Raw genomic sequence first — 16,950 nt, forward strand, 5'->3', positions numbered from 1 at the left:
CTAGAGGAAACCCCGTGATTGATTCCCGACTCGCAATCGTCGTGCTGGCCGCCGGCCAGGGCACCCGCATGAAATCAAGCACTCCGAAACTGCTGCACGAGCTGGCCGGTCTCCCCATTCTCAGCCATGTGCTGGCGACATCCCGCGCCCTCGAAGCGGCACACGTCGTCACCGTGGTGCGCCACGAGCGCGACCAGCTGGCCGCCCTCGTCGGCAAGGACCTGCCCGAGAGCCTGATCGTCGACCAGGACGAGCTGCCCGGCACCGGACGGGCCGTGGAGCAGGCCATCACCGCCCTCCCCGATGACTTCGAGGGCGACGTGCTCGTGGTCAGCGGCGACGTGCCGCTGCTGAACGCGGCCACGCTGGCCAGTTTCGTCGCCGCGCACCGCGACCGGGACGTCTCGGCCACCGTGCTCTCCTCCTTTCCGGAGGACGCCACCGGCTATGGCCGCATCGTGCGCTCCGAAGAGGGCGCCTTCGACCGCATTGTCGAGCAGAAGGATGCGACGGCCGAGGAACGTGCCATCTCCGAGACGAACGCCGGGGTCTACGTCTTCCGCGTAGCCGAGTTGCGCGAGCAGCTGGCCAACGTCACCACCGAGAACGCGCAGGGAGAGAAATACCTCACCGACGTGGTCGGGCTGCTACGCCAGGCCGGGGCCGAAGTGCGGGCCGTGCCGGTCGCGGACGCCTGGCTGGTGGCGGGCATCAACGACCGGTCCCAGCTCAGCGAGACCGCGCGCCAGCTGAACGGCCTCATCGTCTACGGCTGGCAGTTGGCCGGCGTGACCGTGCAGGATCCTGCTACCACCTGGATCGACCTCAAGGCAAAGTTGGCTCCGGATGTCATCATCCGGCCGGGTACGCAGATCCTCGGTTCGACCGTGATCGAGACCGGTGCCGTGATCGGCCCGGACACCACCCTCCTCGATTGTGAAATCGGCGAGAACGCGGTGGTGAAGCGCACGGATGCGACGCTCGCGGTCATCGGCGCCGGCGCATCCGTCGGTCCGTTCGCCTATCTGCGCCCGGGCACGAGCCTGGGCGCTGACGGCAAGATCGGCACCTTTGTCGAGACCAAGAACGCGACCATCGGCGCGGGTAGCAAAGTGCCGCACCTCAGCTACGTCGGCGACGCGACCGTGGGAGTGGGATCGAACATCGGGGCCGGCACGATCTTCGCCAACTACGACGGTGTGACCAAGAACCACACTGAGATCGGGTCCCACGTGCGCACCGGGTCGCACAACGTGTTCGTCGCGCCGATTAGGATTGGGGACGGAGCGTACACGGGTGCCGGAACAATCGTCCGTAAGGACGTGCCGGCCGGGGCCTTGGGCCTCACCGTGGCCCCACAACGCAATATGGACGGCTGGGTACAGACCAACCGCCCAGGAACCGACGCGGCGGCGGCTGCGGCAAAGAGTGGAGACTAGGTGTCTGGAATCAAGACCAGCGGCGAAAAGCGACTTGTACTGGTTTCGGGGCGAGCGCACCCGCAACTGGCACTGGACATCGCCACGGAACTTGGTACCGAACTCGTTCACACCGACGCACGCACCTTCGCGAACGGCGAGATCTACGCGCGCTTCGACGAGAGCGTGCGCGGCTCGGACACCTTCGTGATCCAGTCGCACACCGACCCGATCAACGAGTGGCTGATGGAACAGCTGATCATGGTCGACGCGCTCAAGCGGGCCTCCGCCAAGCGCATCACCGTCGTGGCGCCGTTCTACCCTTACGCCCGCCAGGACAAGAAGGGCCGCGGCCGCGAGCCGATCTCGGCCCGGCTGATCGCCGACCTGTTCAAGGTCGCCGGAGCCGACCGGATCATGGCCGTCGACCTGCACGCCGCCCAGATCCAGGGTTTCTTCGACGGCCCCGTCGACCACCTCTTCGCCATGCCCGTGCTGCTCGAGCACTTCAAGGAGAAGCTCGACCCGGCCACCCTGACGGTCGTCTCGCCCGACATGGGCCGCGTGCGCGTCGCCGACATCTGGAGCGACAAGCTCGGCGCCCCGCTGGCGATCATCCATAAGCGTCGCGACCCGAAGGTCGCCAACCGGGTCTCCGTGCACGAGATCGTCGGTCAGGTCGAGGGTCGCGTCTGCCTGATCGTCGACGACATGATCGACACCGGCCGCACAATCGTTCTCGCCGCCGAGGCTTTGCGCGCCGCCGGCGCGATCGGTGTCGTCGTCGCCGCAACCCACGCCGTGTTCAGCCATCCGGCGCTGGAGCTGCTGCAGAATCCCGCGATCTCCGAGGTCGTCGTCACCGACACCCTGCCGATCCCCGAGGAGAAGCGCTTCCCCACGCTCACCGTACTGCCGATCGCGCCGCTTCTGGCGCGGGCCATCCACGAGGTCTTCGACGAGGGTTCCGTCACCTCGATGTTCGAGGGCGCCGCATAGCCGCGGGCCCTTCGCACAGCGAACCCCGGCCGGTCGTCGACGAATGTCGGTGACCGGCCATCGGTCTGTCCGGGCCCGGTCCTGATCGGGGTCGGGTCTACACGGGCATCTCGGTGCTGGGCGCCCGGGGCGCCGAGGGAATGATGCCGAGCGGCACGACATACGTCTCGCGCTCGTTCAGATCGATCGCGTAGCACTGCCAGCCGAAGCCGCCCGGGCCGCTCAGCTCGAAGCGGGCGTCGAAGTCGACGGCGCCCGGATAGTACCGAGCCGTGGCCACGCTGCACGCATTGGCGGCCGTGGTCGTCGCCACCTGCACGCTCGTCAGGATGCCGGGCACGATCAGCGCCACGAGCCCGAGCACGACGACGATGCGCATGATCAGGAGGGTGCGCGGGCTGCGCAGGGGCCGGCCGGCATCCAGCGGCTCGTAACCGGAGAGTTCGGGGTGGTCGTCGCTCGTCATCAGGCTCCCAGTATCGCAAACCCGGCTGCTTCGTGCTGGAGCTCCCCAACAGTTTGTCCCGCCGGGTGCGACGCGGCCACCCCTCCCCCGGCTCCCCGGGCCGCGCGGGACCCACGGAACACGGGGGAGCGGCACCGTACCCGCTTCACACCGCGACCCTCGGCAGATGGCTGACGCGCGAATCGACGAGCACACCGGGTTGTACCTCTCGGGCGGGGCCGCCACCACGGAGTCAGGTGACCGGCAGTTTCGGCGTGAGGCGCAGTTCGGGAGGAGCGCACTACGGTTACGCCGTGGTGTCTTCACCACGACGGATCACTGGGGGCCGCTCTCACCGCGACAGAGGCACCTCGCCGAGATCCGCGCGGTCGTCGCCACGCGGACGCGCGACCCTCTGATCAGCCATCAATCGGCGGCGGCCGTGTGGGGGACTCCCCTGGCTGAGGCCTGGCCGAGCACGGTGCACGTGCTCGCACCACCGCAGTCCGGGGCGCGGAGCAAGAATGGCGTGACGGTCCACCGCAACGACGTTCCCGACGGTGACATCGTCGACATCGACGGGATGCTCGTGACCAGTCCCGCGCGCACCCTGCTCGACCTGGCACGCACCACGAGTTTTGCCACAGCCGTCGTCGCGATCGACCACGCCCTCGACCCGCGAAGTGCATCCCCGGAGGTCTTCCTGACGGACGAGGTGCTGCGCGAGAAACTCCAGGAGTCGGTGTCACCCCGGGGATGGGTGAAGGCGGAACGGGCCATCCGCTTCGGACGGCCCAATGCGGACAACCCGGGTGAATCGCTCAGTCGCGTGGCGATCTTCGAGCTGGGCTTCCCCGATCCCCTGCTGCAGACGTGCCATCGCAACCCTCGCGGCGGCTTCTACTTCACCGACTTCGAGTGGCCGACCTATCGTCTGATCGGGGAGTTCGACGGGCAGGACAAATACCTGAAGGCAGAGTACCTCCGGGGACTCACGCCCGGGGAAGCGGTCACCCGGGAGAAGGTGCGCGAGGATGACCTCCGCGCGGAAGGCAATCGCATGGCCCGCTGGGGTTCGGCCGATGTGCGCCGGCGCGGTTCGCTCCTGCGCATCCTCACAACCGCAGGGCTCCCGGTCCTCCGCTAATCTGCCGGCTGGCACACCGGTGTTGCCAGAGCATAAAACTGTTGCCGAAGCGGACACCTGTTGCCGGTGTGCGGGCAACACTCGTCCGCTCCGGCAACAGTTGCGGCACCGGAGGAGCGGGTCTAGTGCGAGGAGCCCTTGGTCTCGATCTCGCTGCGGTCCCCGGACCACAGGGTGTGGAAGGTTCCGGGCATGTCGACGCGCTTATAGGTGTGCGCGCCGAAGAAGTCGCGCTGGCCCTGCACGAGTGCGGCGGGGAGCCGCTCGCTCGCGAGCGAGTCGAAGTAGCTGAGCGCCGACGCGAAGCCGGGAACCGGGATGCCCGACAGTGCCGCCGTCGAGACCACGCGGCGCCACGCCGACTCGCCGTCGGCGACGGCCTGGGCGAAGTACGGGTCGACGAGCAGTGACGTGATCGACGGGTCGTTGGCGTAGGCGTCGACGATACGGTTCAGGAACTGGGCGCGGATGATGCAGCCGCCGCGCCAGATCGTGGCGATGGCGCCCTTGTCCACGGTCCAGCCGTACTTCTTCGCACCGGCGATGATCGCGTCAAAGCCCTGGGCATAGGCAACGACTTTCGACGCGTAGAGCGCCTGGCGCACGTCGTCTTGGAAGGTGTGGCCGACGACGGCGATTTCCGGGCGGGCGGTGATGGCGGCGCGCACGGGGACGCGCTGCTCCGGGTGGCTGGACACGGCGCGGGCGAAGACGGCCTCGGCGATGCCGCCGACGGGCACGCCCAGGTCGAGCGCGTTCTGCACGGTCCACACGCCGGTGCCCTTCGAGCCGGCCTCGTCGAGCACGACATCGATAAACGGCAGGCCGGTCTTGGCGTCGACCTGGCGCAGCACCTCGGCGGTGATCTCGATCAGGTAGCTCTCGAGGTCACCCTCGTTCCACTCGGTGAACACGTCGGCGATGGCGGCGGGGGAGTGCCCGGTCACCTTGCGGAGCAGATCGTATGCCTCCGCGATGAGCTGCATGTCGGCGTATTCAATGCCGTTGTGGATCATCTTGACGAAGTGACCGGCGCCATCCGTGCCGATGTGAGTGACGCAGGGGACGCCGTCGACGACGGCCGCGATCGATTCGAGGATCGGGCCGAGGGTCTTGTAGGCCTCCACCGAGCCGCCGGGCATAATGCTGGGGCCCTTGAGAGCACCCTCTTCGCCGCCGGAGATGCCGGCGCCGACGAAGTTCACGCCCGTGGCGCGCACCTCTTTCTCGCGGCGGATGGTGTCCTGGAAGTCGGCGTTGCCACCGTCCACGATGATGTCGCCGGGCTCGAACAGGTCGGTCAGTCGGCTGATCACGGCATCCGTGCCCGCACCGGCCTGCACCATGATGATCGCGGTACGCGGCTTCTGCAGCGACGCCACGAACTCCTCGATGGTCTCTGAGGCGACGAAGCCGGCCTCGGGGTGCTCGGTCGTGAGCAGGCGGGTGCGCTCGGGGGAGCGGTTGTACACCGCCACGGTGTTGCCCGCACGGCTGGCCAGGTTGCGGGCGAGATTCGAGCCCATCACCGCCAGTCCCACTACGCCAATGTTTGCCTGTGCTGCGCCGGTTTCGGCCACGTTTGCTCCTTCAGCTATCTGTTCTCAGAACTCCTTCAAGGCTAGTCGCTCGGCCCATGGCCGTGACGTGGGGTGACGCAAGCGGCGTTGGTGACGGATGCCGCTGCGCGCGTTCGCCGCGCGCCGTCGCCTCCGCTAGACTCAGGAGTTGAACTTCGGCGAGGGCTGCCGCCCGCCGGGAAACCGAGGGTGCGGCATCCGTTATCGACGCGGCGGAATGCTTCACGGCCTTTCCTCACGCTGACACGCGTTCGAGTTGAAAATGAACCAGTACCCATCTTTGCGGGCATCGTCCGCAAACCAGATCTGGGCCGTAGCGGTCCGCAAGGAGATACACCATGGCTGACGCCACCAACAAGATTGTCGCCGACCTGCGCGTGAAGTTCGGCAAGGGCGCCGCCCGCAAGCTGCGCGTGCTGGGCAAGATCCCCGCCGTCATGTACGGCCACGGCACCACCCCGGTTCACGTTGCGCTTCCCGCGCACCAGATCGGCCTGCTGCTGCGTCGTGCGAACGCCGTCCTCGAGCTGGACATCGACGGCAAGACCCACCTGACCCTGGTCAAGGACGTGCAGAAGGACCCGTTCCTGCAGATCATCGAGCACCTCGACCTCATCGTCATCCGCAAGGGTGAGAAGGTCCAGGTCGAGGTTGCCGTGCACCTGACCGGTGAGTCGGCCTCCGGCACCATGGCTGACCTGGACTCCAAGACCCTTCTTCTCGAGGTCGAGGCCACCAGCATCCCGCAGAACGTCCAGGTCTCGATCGAGGGCCTCGAAGACGGCGACCAGATCCGCGCGAAGGACGTCGTGCTGCCCAAGGGCGCCACGCTCGTCTCCGACGAAGAAGCCGTCGTCGTGCTCGTGCACCTGCCTGCCGAGGAAGAGGAAGAGGAAACAGAAGAGGGCGAGGCCGTAGAGGGCGACGCCGAGGCTGCCCCCGCCGAGTAGTCATTCCCTTCTGGTTTCGTCGCAAGCGGAGGATTCCCCTGGACGACAATCTCTGGCTCGTAGTCGGGCTCGGCAACCCCGGGCCCGACTACGCCAGCAACCGACACAACGTCGGCCACATGGTGGCTACCGTGCTCGCCGACCGCGTGTCGGCCAACTTCAAGAACCATAAAACGAATTCCTCGGTTGCCGAAGGGCGCAGTTTCCCGGGAGGTCCGAAGCTGGTGCTGGCCAAGCCGAACACGTACATGAACGTGACCGGCGGGCCGGTGGCCGCGCTCCTGCGCTTCTACTCGCTGGAGCCGGCACGCCTGATCGTGATCCACGACGACCTCGACCTGCCGTTCGACACAATGAAGATCAAGGTCGGCGGGGGCCACGGCGGCCACAACGGCCTCCGGGACATCATCGCCGCCGCAGGCACGAACGAGTTCATCCGCATCCGCGTCGGCATTGGGCGCCCGCCCGGCCGCCAGCCCGCCGCGGACTTCGTGCTGCACGACTTCACGTCCACCGAGCGATCGGCTCTGCCCAACCTGTTGACGGATGCCGCCGACGCGATCCAACTGATCGCCGCCGAGGGCGTCGCCGCGGCGCAGCAGAAGTTCCACGCCCCCTGATGCCCTCTGGCCGCCCGGGTTGGCTGTCAGCCTGGTTGCGTAGACTTGTCTGGTGACTCTTCAGGGCTTAATTGCCACACTTTCGCGCGCCTCCACATTCGACAATGCCCTCGCCTTCGCGAACCGGGACGTCGACTTCTCCCTCACCGAGGGGCTCCGCGCGCCGTTGCTCGCCGCGCTGCTCGAGCAGCGCACCCGGCTGGAGAAGGCCCCGGCCCTGCTGCTGATCACCGCCACCGGGCGGGAGTCGGAGGCGCTGCACGAGAACCTTGCCTGCTTCGCGGCCGACGCCGAGATCATCGACTTCCCGGCCTGGGAGACGCTGCCGCACGAACGGCTCAGCCCCAGCGCCGAAATCGTCGGTAAGCGGCTCTACGCCCTGCGACGGATGCGCGAGTGGGAAGAGAACGCACCGGCGGGGCGGCGCCCCCTGATCGTCATCGCGTCCGTGCGCGCCGCGCTACAGCCCGTGGCCGACAACCTCACCGACTACGAGCCGATCGACCTGGTCGCCGGCCAACGCGGCCACGACCTCTCCGCCATCGCGCGCCAACTCGTCGACGTTGCGTACGCCCGGGTGGACATGGTCACCCGGCGCGGCGAGTTCGCGGTGCGCGGCGGTATCCTCGACGTGTTCCCGTCGATCGCACCACACCCCTTCCGGGTCGAGTTCTTCGGCGACGAGGTCGAACAGATCCGCGCGTTCTCGGTCGCTGACCAGCGCTCCTTCCCTGACCCGGTCGACTCGGTGAGCCTGCCGCCGAGCCGCGAGCTGTTGCTCAGCCCCGCCGTGCGGCAGCGGGCGCGCGAGATGCAGCACGAGTTCCCGAGCCTGTCCGGCCTGCTCGCGAAGATCGCCGAGGGCATCCCGGTCGAGGGCATGGAGAGCCTCGCGCCCGCCCTCGTCGACCGGCTCGTGCCGATCACCCACTACCTGCCCGCCGAGGCGGCCGTCGCCGTCATCTCGCCCGAGCGCGTCGCATCCCGCGCGATCAGCCTCGCCGAGACCAACCGGGAGTTCCTCGGCGCCGCGTGGAGCGCCGCGACCGCGGGCGCCGAGGCGCCGATCGACCTGGAATCCGGCGACTTCCTCACCCTCGGGCGGCTGCGCGAGGCCGTGCAGTTCAGCGCGCCCGGCGCCCCCGCGTCCGCACACGTGTGGTGGACCCTGAGCTCCTTCCAGGCGGCGCCGACGGACGCGCCAGTTCTTCCGGAGCACCGCGAAATCGACGACCTGCTCACGGTGCGGGTCGAGGGCGACGCCGTGCCGAGTTTCCAGGGCAACGTCGAGGGCGCCGTCGGTCACCTGGCCGAGCGGCTGAAGGCCGGCTGGACCGTCGGCATCGTCGCCCAGGGTGCCGGGCTGGTCGAACGTGCCGCCGACGTTCTGGCCGAGCGGGAGCTGCCCGCCCGGATCGTCACGGAATGGCCGAGCCGACCCGAGGCCGGTATCGCCTACCTGCTGAAAGCATCCGTCGACCACGGTTTCGAACTGCCGGAGACGAAATTCTCCCTGGTCAGCGAGTCAGAATTCTACGGCCGCACCGTCGGCTACGACGCGCGCCAGGTGAAGAAGCTGGCCAGCCGACGCAAGAACGTCGTCGATCCGTTGCAGTTGAAGGCCGGCGACCACGTCGTGCACCAGACGCACGGCATCGGCCGGTTCATCGAGCTCACCCAGCGTGAGGTCTCCAGCGGCGGCCGCAACCCGGTCAAGACCAAGCGCGAATACCTCGTGCTCGAGTACGCGCCGTCGAAGCGCGGGCACCCGGGAGACAAGCTCTACGTGCCCACCGACCAGCTCGACCTGGTCAGCCGCTACGTCGGCGGCGAGGCGCCGGCGCTGAGCAAAATGGGCGGCAGCGACTGGTCGGCGGCGAAGACCAAGGCGCGTCGTGCCGTGCGGGACATCGCCGTCGAGCTCGTCAAGCTCTACTCCGCACGGATGGCCAGCAAGGGTCATGCCTTCGGGCCAGACACCCCCTGGCAGCGCGAGCTGGAGGAGGCCTTCCCATTCGCGGAGACGCCCGACCAGCTCACCACCATCGACGAGGTCAAGGCCGACATGGAACGGCCCATCCCGATGGACCGGCTGCTCTCCGGCGACGTCGGGTTCGGCAAGACCGAGGTGGCCGTGCGCGCCGCGTTCAAGGCGATCCAGGACGGCAAGCAGGTCGTCATGCTCGTGCCCACCACCCTGCTCGTGCGCCAGCATATGGAGACGTTCCAGGAACGCTTCGCCGGGTTCCCGGTGCACCTGCGCGCGCTCAGCCGGTTCCAGTCCGAGAAGGAATCCCGCGAAACCATCGCGGGCATGCTCGACGGCACCGTCGACCTCGTGATCGGCACCCACCGGCTGCTGTCGGACTCCATCGTGTTCAAGGACCTGGGTCTCGTGATCATCGACGAGGAGCAGCGCTTCGGCGTGGAGCACAAGGATGCGCTGAAGAAGCTCAAGACCAACGTGGATATCCTCGCGATGAGCGCCACGCCCATCCCGCGCACGCTGGAGATGGCGGTCACCGGCATCCGGGAGATGTCCACCCTGGCCACCCCGCCGGAGGACCGGCACCCGATCCTCACCTTCGTCGGACCGTACTCCGACCGCCAGGTGGCCGCGGCCATCCGGCGGGAGCTGCTGCGGGAGGGCCAGATCTTCGTCGTGCACAACCGGGTGTCGAGCATTAACCGGGTGGCCGCGAAGCTGGCCGAGCTCGTACCCGAGGCGCGGATCGCCGTGGCGCACGGCCAGCTGCCTGAGGCCCAGCTCGAACAGGTCGTCGTGGACTTCTGGGAGCGCAAGTTCGATGTGCTCGTCTCGACCACGATCATCGAGACCGGCCTCGACATCGCCAACGCGAACACGATCATCATCGACCGGGCCGACAAGTTCGGGCTCAGCCAGCTGCACCAGCTGCGCGGGCGGGTCGGCCGTGGCCGCGAACGCGCCTACGCCTACTTCCTCTACGACGAGAACAAGCCGTTGACTGAGATCGCCCACGACCGGCTGTCGACCATCGCGGCGAACAACGAACTGGGCGCCGGCATGCAGGTCGCGCTGAAGGACCTCGAGATCCGCGGCGCCGGCAACCTGCTCGGCGGCGAGCAGGCCGGCCACATCGCCGGGGTCGGCTTCGACCTCTACCTGCGCATGATCGGCGAGGCCGTGAGCACCTTCCGCGGCGACGTCGCGGAGGGCCAGACCGAACTTCGGCTGGAACTGCCCGTCGACGCGCACATCCCCGAGGACTACGTCGACAGCGAACGGCTGCGCCTCGAGGCCTACCAGAAGCTGTCCGCCGCCAGCTCGCCGACGGCCGCGAAGGATCAGATCGACCTGGTTCTCGAGGAGCTCACCGATCGCTACGGAGAACCGCCGCAGCCGGTACAGAACCTGGTGCTGGTGTCGCGCCTTCGCTGGCTGGCCCAGCAGGCCGGCCTGGGCGAGGTCGTGGCCATGGGCTCAAACCTGCGGGTGTCGCCGGCGAACCTCGCCGACTCGATGCAGGTGCGCCTGCAGCGCATGTACCCCGGCTCGCGCTACTTCACCCAGAACGGTGCGCTGACCGTGCCCATGCCGCGCATCAACGGGGAACCGCTCGGGGATGCGGCGCTGATCGCCTGGGCCGGCAACCTGCTCGACGCTCTCTTCCCGCGTCCCGTCGCCGCGGTCGCGTAGCCCGCGGCCGGTGCAGAACCCGGCAATTCGGGACGATTAGAGTTGTCTCGTGACCCTTTCAGACATCCCCGCCGGCCCGGCACCGGCCTCCAGTCTCGATGAGCTGGTTCGCGTGGTGGCTCTGCTGCGAGCCCCGGGCGGATGCCCGTGGGATGCCGAGCAGACCCACGAGTCGCTGGTGCAGTACCTGACCGAGGAGACGCACGAACTGATCGAGGCGATCGAGTCGGGCAGCCGCGACGAGATGCTCGAGGAGCTCGGCGACGTGCTCTACCAGGTGATCTTCCACGCCGACCTGGCCGCGCACACCGACGGCGAGGGCTTCGACATCCACGATGTCGCCGCGCACATGACCGCGAAAATGGTCGGGCGGCATCCGCATGTCTTCGGCGACGTGAACCTGGAAACGGCCGACGACGTGGCCCGCGCCTGGGACGACTTCAAGGCCGCGGAGAAGCCCTCCCGCACGAGCGTGCTCGACGGGATCCCGCAGGGAATGCCGGCGCTCGCGCTCGCCGACAAGGTGCTCGGCCGAGCGCAGAAGATCGGGCTGATCGGCACCGAGGCCGCGTTCCCGCTTCCGATCGAGACCGAAGACCAGCTCGGCCCGCTGCTGCTGGCCATCGTGTCTGCGGCCAAGAGTCACGGGCTCGACTCCGAACGTGCCCTGCGCACGGCCCTCCGCGGTCTGCAGGACGAGATCCGCGAGGCCGAGACGACGGATGCCGGCGACGTTGCCGACGCCGGCATCATCGGGCTGCCCGGCTGAGGCCTGCGCGAAGGCCTGCGCGAAGGCTTGGGCTGAGGCCACGCGACGGTGCCGACAGGGCGGTGCCGGAACCGTCCAACCATGAGCCAGACATCCTTCAATGGTCCTCTGTCCGCGCAGATCGGGGCTTGTTTCGCGCCGCCCGGGGCTCGATGCCCATGCTTCTGACCATCGCCCGGGGTGCCGGTGACGACCACGTCGACATCGAGCACTACATCGTATGTGAAGCCGTGTCGGGCGTCCCGGCGGAAACGGACGGGCCGACCCGAACTGACACAATTGGGGCTATGGCAACACCAGTGACCCCTCCCCGTGGCATGCGCGACTTCCTCCCCGCCGACAAGGCATCCCGGGAGCACGCGCTGGCCGTGATCCGGCGAAGCTTCGCGGCGCACGGCTTCGACGAGATCGAGACCCCCGTGATGGAAGACGCGGCCCGGCTGCACTCCGGGCTCGGCGGCGACAACGAGAAACTCGCTTTCGCCGTGCTGAAGCGTGGGTTGAAGCCGACGGATGCCGCGGCTGCCGCCGAATCCGGCGACCTGCTCGGGCTGGCAGACCTGGGCCTGCGCTTCGACCTCACCGTGCCGCTCGCCCGGTTCTACGCGACTCACCGGGCGGAACTGCCGACGGTGTTCCGGTCCATCCAGATCGCGCCGGTCTGGCGGGCGGAGCGTCCGCAGAAGGGCCGCTACCGGCAGTTCGTGCAGTGCGACATCGACATCATCGGCGAGTCCGGCCTGCTTGCCGAGATTGAGCTGATCACCGCGACCGCCGCCGCGCTCGACGCCCTCGGCCTGACCGGGTGCTCCATCCGCGTCAACGACCGCCGCATCCTGACCACCCTGCTCGCGCATTGGCGTGTGGCGCCCGAGCTGAACGAACGCGCGCTGATCGTGATCGACAAACTCGACAAGATCGGCGTCGACGGGGTCGTCACGGAGCTCGCTGGCCTGGGCATCGCCACCGACGGCGTGGCCGATACCCTGAGCCAGATCGCCGATGCCGGTTGGACGGTCGCAGAGCCGACCCCGCCGATCTGGCTCGACACGGATGCCTTCGCCGACCTGCTCGCGCTGCGCGCCGCGATGCCCGAGGTGCGGCTCGTGTTCGACCCGACCCTGGTGCGCGGGATGGGCTACTACACCGGCACCATCTTCGAGATTTCACACCCCGATCTGGGCTACTCCCTCGGCGGTGGCGGCCGGTACGATGGCATGATCGGCCGCTTCCTCGGCACCGAGGTGCCGGCGTGTGGGTTCTCGATCGGGTTCGAGCGTATCGTCGACCTGCTGGGCGTGGATGCGGCATCCGCTGAGAACGCCGTCGTGCTGGTGTACGACAAGGGAACAGACCCGGCCCGACTCGTGGCGCTCAAACGAACACTGGTCGAACAGGGCCTCCGGGTGCGCCTCGAACAGCGCACCAAGAACGTCAAGGCGCTGCTGGAACGCGCGGCCGGCGCCGGTTACGGGCGCTACGCGTTCGTCGGGGCGGATGCCTCCGGCGCGGGCGAACTCGATTTCCGTCCTCTCGGCGGCTGAGGCCAGTCGCTAGACTGTTATGGGATTGGAACACGGCGCTGTCTTCCTCGATTCCTTCAGACCAACACCCCAACAATTAAAAAATACAGGAAACAGGAGATAGCTGTGGCTCTCATTGAGGCAGTAGTAGCGCGCGAGATTCTTGACTCCAGAGGCAACCCGACCGTTGAGGTCGAGGTATTGCTTGATGACGGTTCGGTCAGCCGTGCCGCCGTTCCGTCCGGCGCATCCACCGGTGCGTTCGAGGCTTACGAGCTGCACGACGGCGACAAGTCACGTTATTTGGGCAAGGGCGTCCGCAAGGCCGTTGACGCCGTCATCGACGAGCTCGGCCCGGCAGTCGAAGACCTCGACGCCGCTGACCAGCGCATCATCGACGCCGTCCTGAACGAGACCGACGGAACCGACAACAAGCACCGCGTCGGCGCCAACGCTATCCTCGGCGTCAGCCTGGCCGTCGCCAAGGCCGCCGCAACCTCGGCCGGCCTGCCGCTGTTCCGCTACCTCGGTGGCCCGAACGCACACACCCTTCCGGTCCCGATGATGAACATCATCAACGGAGGCTCCCACGCCGACAACGACGTGGACATTCAGGAATTCATGGTCGTCCCACTCGGCGCCGAGTCCTTCGCCGAGGGCCTCCGCTGGGGCACCGAGACCTACCACGCCCTCAAGGCGCTGCTCAAGTCCAAGGGCCTCTCCACCGGCCTCGGCGACGAGGGTGGCTTCGCCCCCAACCTGCCGAGCAACCGTGCCGCTCTCGACCTCATCGTCGAAGCCATTCAGAACGCCGGCTACACGCCCGGCAAGGACATCGGTCTGGCGCTCGACTGCGCCGCCTCCGAGTTCTACAAGGACGGCGTCTACCACTTCGAGGGCAAGGAACTCACCGCCCTGGAGCTGTCTGCGTACTACGTCGAGCTCGTTGCCGCCTACCCGCTCGTCTCGATCGAAGACCCGCTCGAGGAAGACGACTGGGACGGCTACGTTCACCTCACCGCCGAGCTCGGAGACAAGGTCCAGATCGTCGGCGACGACCTCTTCGTGACCAACCCGGTGCGCCTTGCCAAGGGCCTGGCCCTCGGCACCGCGAACTCCATCCTGGTCAAGGTCAACCAGATCGGCACCCTGACCGAGACGCTTGACGCGGTGTCCCTCGCGCAGCGCGCCGGATACACCGCCGTCATCTCGCACCGCTCCGGTGAGACCGAGGACACCTTCATCGCCGACCTCGCGGTTGCGACGGATGCCGGCCAGATTAAGACCGGAGCACCCGCCCGCAGCGAGCGCGTCGCCAAGTACAACCAGCTGCTCCGCATCGAGGAAGAGCTGGGCGAGGCCGCCGTGTACGCGGGCCGCTCTGCCTTCCCTCGCTTCACGGCATAGTTCGACTGGAGCTCTCGGAGCGCGGGTTCATCCCCGCGGCTTCGGGAGCTCCATTTTTTTGTCCGATTGCGGTTAGGGTTCCAGTGCGGGACAACCGCGACCAGCGATTCACGAAGGGAGTTGCCGTGGCCAGGAAACGCGCCGAAGAACAGCCCGTCGCGCTGCCCCCGACCGAGACCGCGGCCGCGCGCTGGCTGCGCGGCCTGCGCCTGTCCGGGTTTTCTCTGGTGATGATGGGCCTCCTGATCATGGCCGTGATCGTCCTGGCGCCCGGCATCCGCACCTACGCCGACCAGCGCCAGCAGATCGAATCGCTCACGGCGGCGGTCGAGGCCCAGCAGGGCGCGGTGGAAGAGTTGAAGAGCGAGCGAGAACGCTGGAACGACCGCACCTACGTCACCACGCAGGCCAGGGACCGACTGTCCTATGTGCTTCCCGGCGACGTGAGCTTCCTCGTGATCAACGATCTGGCCCTGCCCGTCGCGGGTGACGCGGCCGCACCGGTCGCCACCCCCACCATCCAAACCACCAACGTCGATTGGCTCTCCTCCATGTTCGCCTCCGTAATGACGGCCGGTCTGGCTCCCGAGGCCGCGAAATGACCCGGCCTCCCTTCGCTTCGGTCACCGAGGACGACATCACTATCGTCTCGGCTCAGCTGGGACGCCCGGCCCGCAACGTCGTGGGCATCGCCGCGCGCTGCGTTTGCGGCGCCCCGACCGTGGTGGCGACGGCGCCGCGCCTTGCCGACGGCACCCCCTTCCCCACGTTGTATTACCTGACGCACCCCGCGGCGACCGCCGCGCTGTCGTTCCTTGAGGCCACCCAGGTGATGAACGAGTACAACCAGTTGCTGGCCGACGACGAGCAGGTGCGTGCCCGCTACCGGCGTGCGCATGAGGGTTTCCTCGCCGACCGGGAGATCCTGGGCACGGTTCCGGAAATCGTCGGCATCTCCTCCGGCGGCATGCCCGAACGCGTGAAATGCCTGCACGCGCTGGCCGCGCACTCTCTGGCCGCAGGTCCCGGAGTGAACCCGATCGGTGATCTGGCCCTCGCCCGGGCAGCCTGGACGCCCGCCGTCTGCGAGTGCCTCGACTACACCACGGCCGACGAGTGACCCGCTCCGCCTGGCGTCGGATCGGCGCGGGCGTCGCCCTGGGCCTGACCATGGCGCTGGGCGGGGCTTTCGTTGCACCGACCGCGCCGGCCTTCGCGGAGAACACGCAGGTGCGTGACCTTGAGTACTGGCTCAACGACTACGGATTCACCCAGGCCTGGAATACGACCCGTGGTGCGGGTGTGACGGTGGCCGTCATCGACACGGGAGTCGCCGGCGTCGCCGACCTCACCGGTGCGGTCGTCGGCGGAACGGATGTCTCCGGGCTCGGCTCCGCCAACGGGCAGACGCCCGTCGGAGAAGGCAGCGAGCACGGAACTCTGGTGGCATCCCTGCTGGCCGGCCGCGGCACGGGTGAGGGGTCCGGCGTGCTGGGAGTGGCTCCCGAGGCGTCGATCCTGGCCGTCTCGGTGGCCTTCGGCACCAGCGACGCCACCCTCAGCAACGACGACCAGATCGCCGAGGGCATCCGCTGGGCCGTCGACAACGGCGCGGACGTCATTAATATGTCCCTCACCCGCAACACCTTGGACTGGCCGCCGAGCTGGGACGACGCCTTCCTCTACGCGTTCGAGAACGACGTCGTGGTCGTGGCCGCCGCCGGGAACCGAGGCAGCGGCACCACCGAGGTCGGAGCCCCGGCCACCATCCCTGGGGTGCTGACGGTCGCCGGTGTCGACCGCAACAAGGGCGCCAGCTTCGACGCGTCCTCGCAGGGCATCACGATCTCGGTGGCCGCGCCCAGCGAGCAACTCGTGGGCGTCGTTCCGGGCGGCGGCTACGTGCAGTGGAACGGCACCAGCGCGGCCGCGCCCATCGTGTCGGGCCTGGTCGCCCTGGTGCGCGCCGCCTATCCCCGTCTCGATGCTGCGGAGGTGATGAACCGGGTCATCGAAACTGCCGACCCGAACGGGCGGGTCGTGCCCAGCCCGATCTACGGCAACGGTCTGATCGATGCCGCGGCGGCGGTCACTGCGGTCGTGCCGGCATCCACGAGCCCGGAACCGGCCGCCCTGCTGGAGGAGTGGATCCGGGTACACCGGCGGGCGGACACCGAGGTCGAGCCCACGCCGCAGACCGCCACGCAGGTGCCGGTCGCGCCGAAGGAAGACCCGGCGTTGCCTGCCCCCAGCGTCGTCGCGGCATGGTTGCCCAGCCCGCTCACGCTGAGGTATGTCACGGTGCCGCTCCTCGTCCTGGTCGGGTTTGGTACTCTGTTAACGCTGCTCGGCACCGGGGCCACTCGGCACATCAAGCGAATCCGGTCAAAACGGTAAGTTTTCGTGCAGCCAA

General features: G+C 68.0%; 14 protein-coding genes. 12 read left to right on the top strand and 2 right to left on the bottom strand.

Going from position 1 to position 16,950, the window contains the following annotated elements; genetic code table 11:
• Window positions 1-14 precede the first annotated feature (14 nt).
• Together glmU and E3O18_RS13530 are read left to right on the top strand one after the other, a co-directional pair.
• Entirely contained in the window at window positions 15-1,439 is a 1,425-nt protein-coding gene (gene glmU, locus E3O18_RS13525; RefSeq protein ID WP_134393826.1) for a bifunctional UDP-N-acetylglucosamine diphosphorylase/glucosamine-1-phosphate N-acetyltransferase GlmU, read from the top strand.
• Complete coding sequence (locus tag E3O18_RS13530) at window positions 1,440-2,417, top strand: ribose-phosphate diphosphokinase (RefSeq protein WP_104100824.1); 978 nt, start codon at window positions 1,440-1,442, stop codon at window positions 2,415-2,417.
• Between the two features lie 97 nt (window positions 2,418-2,514).
• On the opposite strand, the gene E3O18_RS13535 is transcribed toward E3O18_RS13530, so the two are convergent.
• A complete protein-coding gene (locus E3O18_RS13535; protein WP_134418330.1) occupies window positions 2,515-2,883 on the bottom strand; it encodes a hypothetical protein in 369 nt (122 codons plus the stop codon).
• A gap of 166 nt (window positions 2,884-3,049) precedes the next feature.
• Between E3O18_RS13535 and E3O18_RS13540 the strand changes: the two genes are divergently transcribed.
• Window positions 3,050-4,009 carry a hypothetical protein gene (locus tag E3O18_RS13540; RefSeq protein WP_134418331.1) on the top strand — a complete coding sequence of 320 codons (960 nt, stop codon included), beginning with the start codon at window positions 3,050-3,052 and terminating at the stop codon, window positions 4,007-4,009.
• Window positions 4,010-4,131: 122 nt separating this feature from the next.
• Here the strand turns inward: E3O18_RS13540 and gndA are convergent, their stop codons facing one another.
• Window positions 4,132-5,589: an NADP-dependent phosphogluconate dehydrogenase gene (gene gndA / locus E3O18_RS13545; RefSeq protein ID WP_134418332.1), complete on the bottom strand. Its 1,458-nt coding sequence runs from the start codon at window positions 5,587-5,589 to the stop codon at window positions 4,132-4,134.
• Window positions 5,590-5,927: 338 nt separating this feature from the next.
• Between gndA and E3O18_RS13550 the strand changes: the two genes are divergently transcribed.
• From E3O18_RS13550 to E3O18_RS13590, 9 genes are all read left to right on the top strand, one after another.
• Window positions 5,928-6,539, top strand: coding sequence for a 50S ribosomal protein L25/general stress protein Ctc (locus E3O18_RS13550; RefSeq protein ID WP_134393822.1), 612 nt, complete (start codon window positions 5,928-5,930; stop codon window positions 6,537-6,539).
• A 38-nt stretch (window positions 6,540-6,577) separates the two neighbouring features.
• Window positions 6,578-7,159: an aminoacyl-tRNA hydrolase gene (gene pth / locus E3O18_RS13555; RefSeq protein ID WP_134393821.1), complete on the top strand. Its 582-nt coding sequence runs from the start codon at window positions 6,578-6,580 to the stop codon at window positions 7,157-7,159.
• A 52-nt stretch (window positions 7,160-7,211) separates the two neighbouring features.
• Window positions 7,212-10,838 carry a transcription-repair coupling factor gene (mfd, locus tag E3O18_RS13560; protein WP_134393820.1) on the top strand — a complete coding sequence of 1,209 codons (3,627 nt, stop codon included), beginning with the start codon at window positions 7,212-7,214 and terminating at the stop codon, window positions 10,836-10,838.
• Window positions 10,839-10,887: 49 nt separating this feature from the next.
• Entirely contained in the window at window positions 10,888-11,607 is a 720-nt protein-coding gene (locus E3O18_RS13565) for a MazG family protein (protein ID WP_134393819.1), read from the top strand.
• Between the two features lie 287 nt (window positions 11,608-11,894).
• Entirely contained in the window at window positions 11,895-13,151 is a 1,257-nt protein-coding gene (gene hisS / locus E3O18_RS13570) for a histidine--tRNA ligase (protein ID WP_134418333.1), read from the top strand.
• 105 nt (window positions 13,152-13,256) lie between these two features.
• A complete protein-coding gene (gene eno / locus E3O18_RS13575; RefSeq protein WP_134397746.1) occupies window positions 13,257-14,537 on the top strand; it encodes a phosphopyruvate hydratase in 1,281 nt (426 codons plus the stop codon).
• 125 nt (window positions 14,538-14,662) lie between these two features.
• A complete protein-coding gene (locus E3O18_RS13580) occupies window positions 14,663-15,139 on the top strand; it encodes a septum formation initiator family protein (protein WP_134343481.1) in 477 nt (158 codons plus the stop codon).
• Window positions 15,136-15,657: a DUF501 domain-containing protein gene (locus tag E3O18_RS13585; protein ID WP_134393816.1), complete on the top strand. Its 522-nt coding sequence runs from the start codon at window positions 15,136-15,138 to the stop codon at window positions 15,655-15,657. Before E3O18_RS13580 ends, E3O18_RS13585 begins: the two co-directional genes overlap by 4 nt.
• Window positions 15,658-15,707: 50 nt before the next feature.
• Window positions 15,708-16,934 (top strand): S8 family serine peptidase, encoded by a 1,227-nt coding sequence (locus E3O18_RS13590; protein WP_134393864.1) that lies wholly within the window; start codon window positions 15,708-15,710, stop codon window positions 16,932-16,934.
• The last annotated feature ends 16 nt before the right edge of the window (window positions 16,935-16,950 follow it).

The sequence above is a fragment of the Cryobacterium sp. TMT2-42-4 genome (genome assembly GCF_004402645.1).
In the GTDB taxonomy this organism is placed as follows: domain Bacteria; phylum Actinomycetota; class Actinomycetes; order Actinomycetales; family Microbacteriaceae; genus Cryobacterium; species Cryobacterium sandaracinum.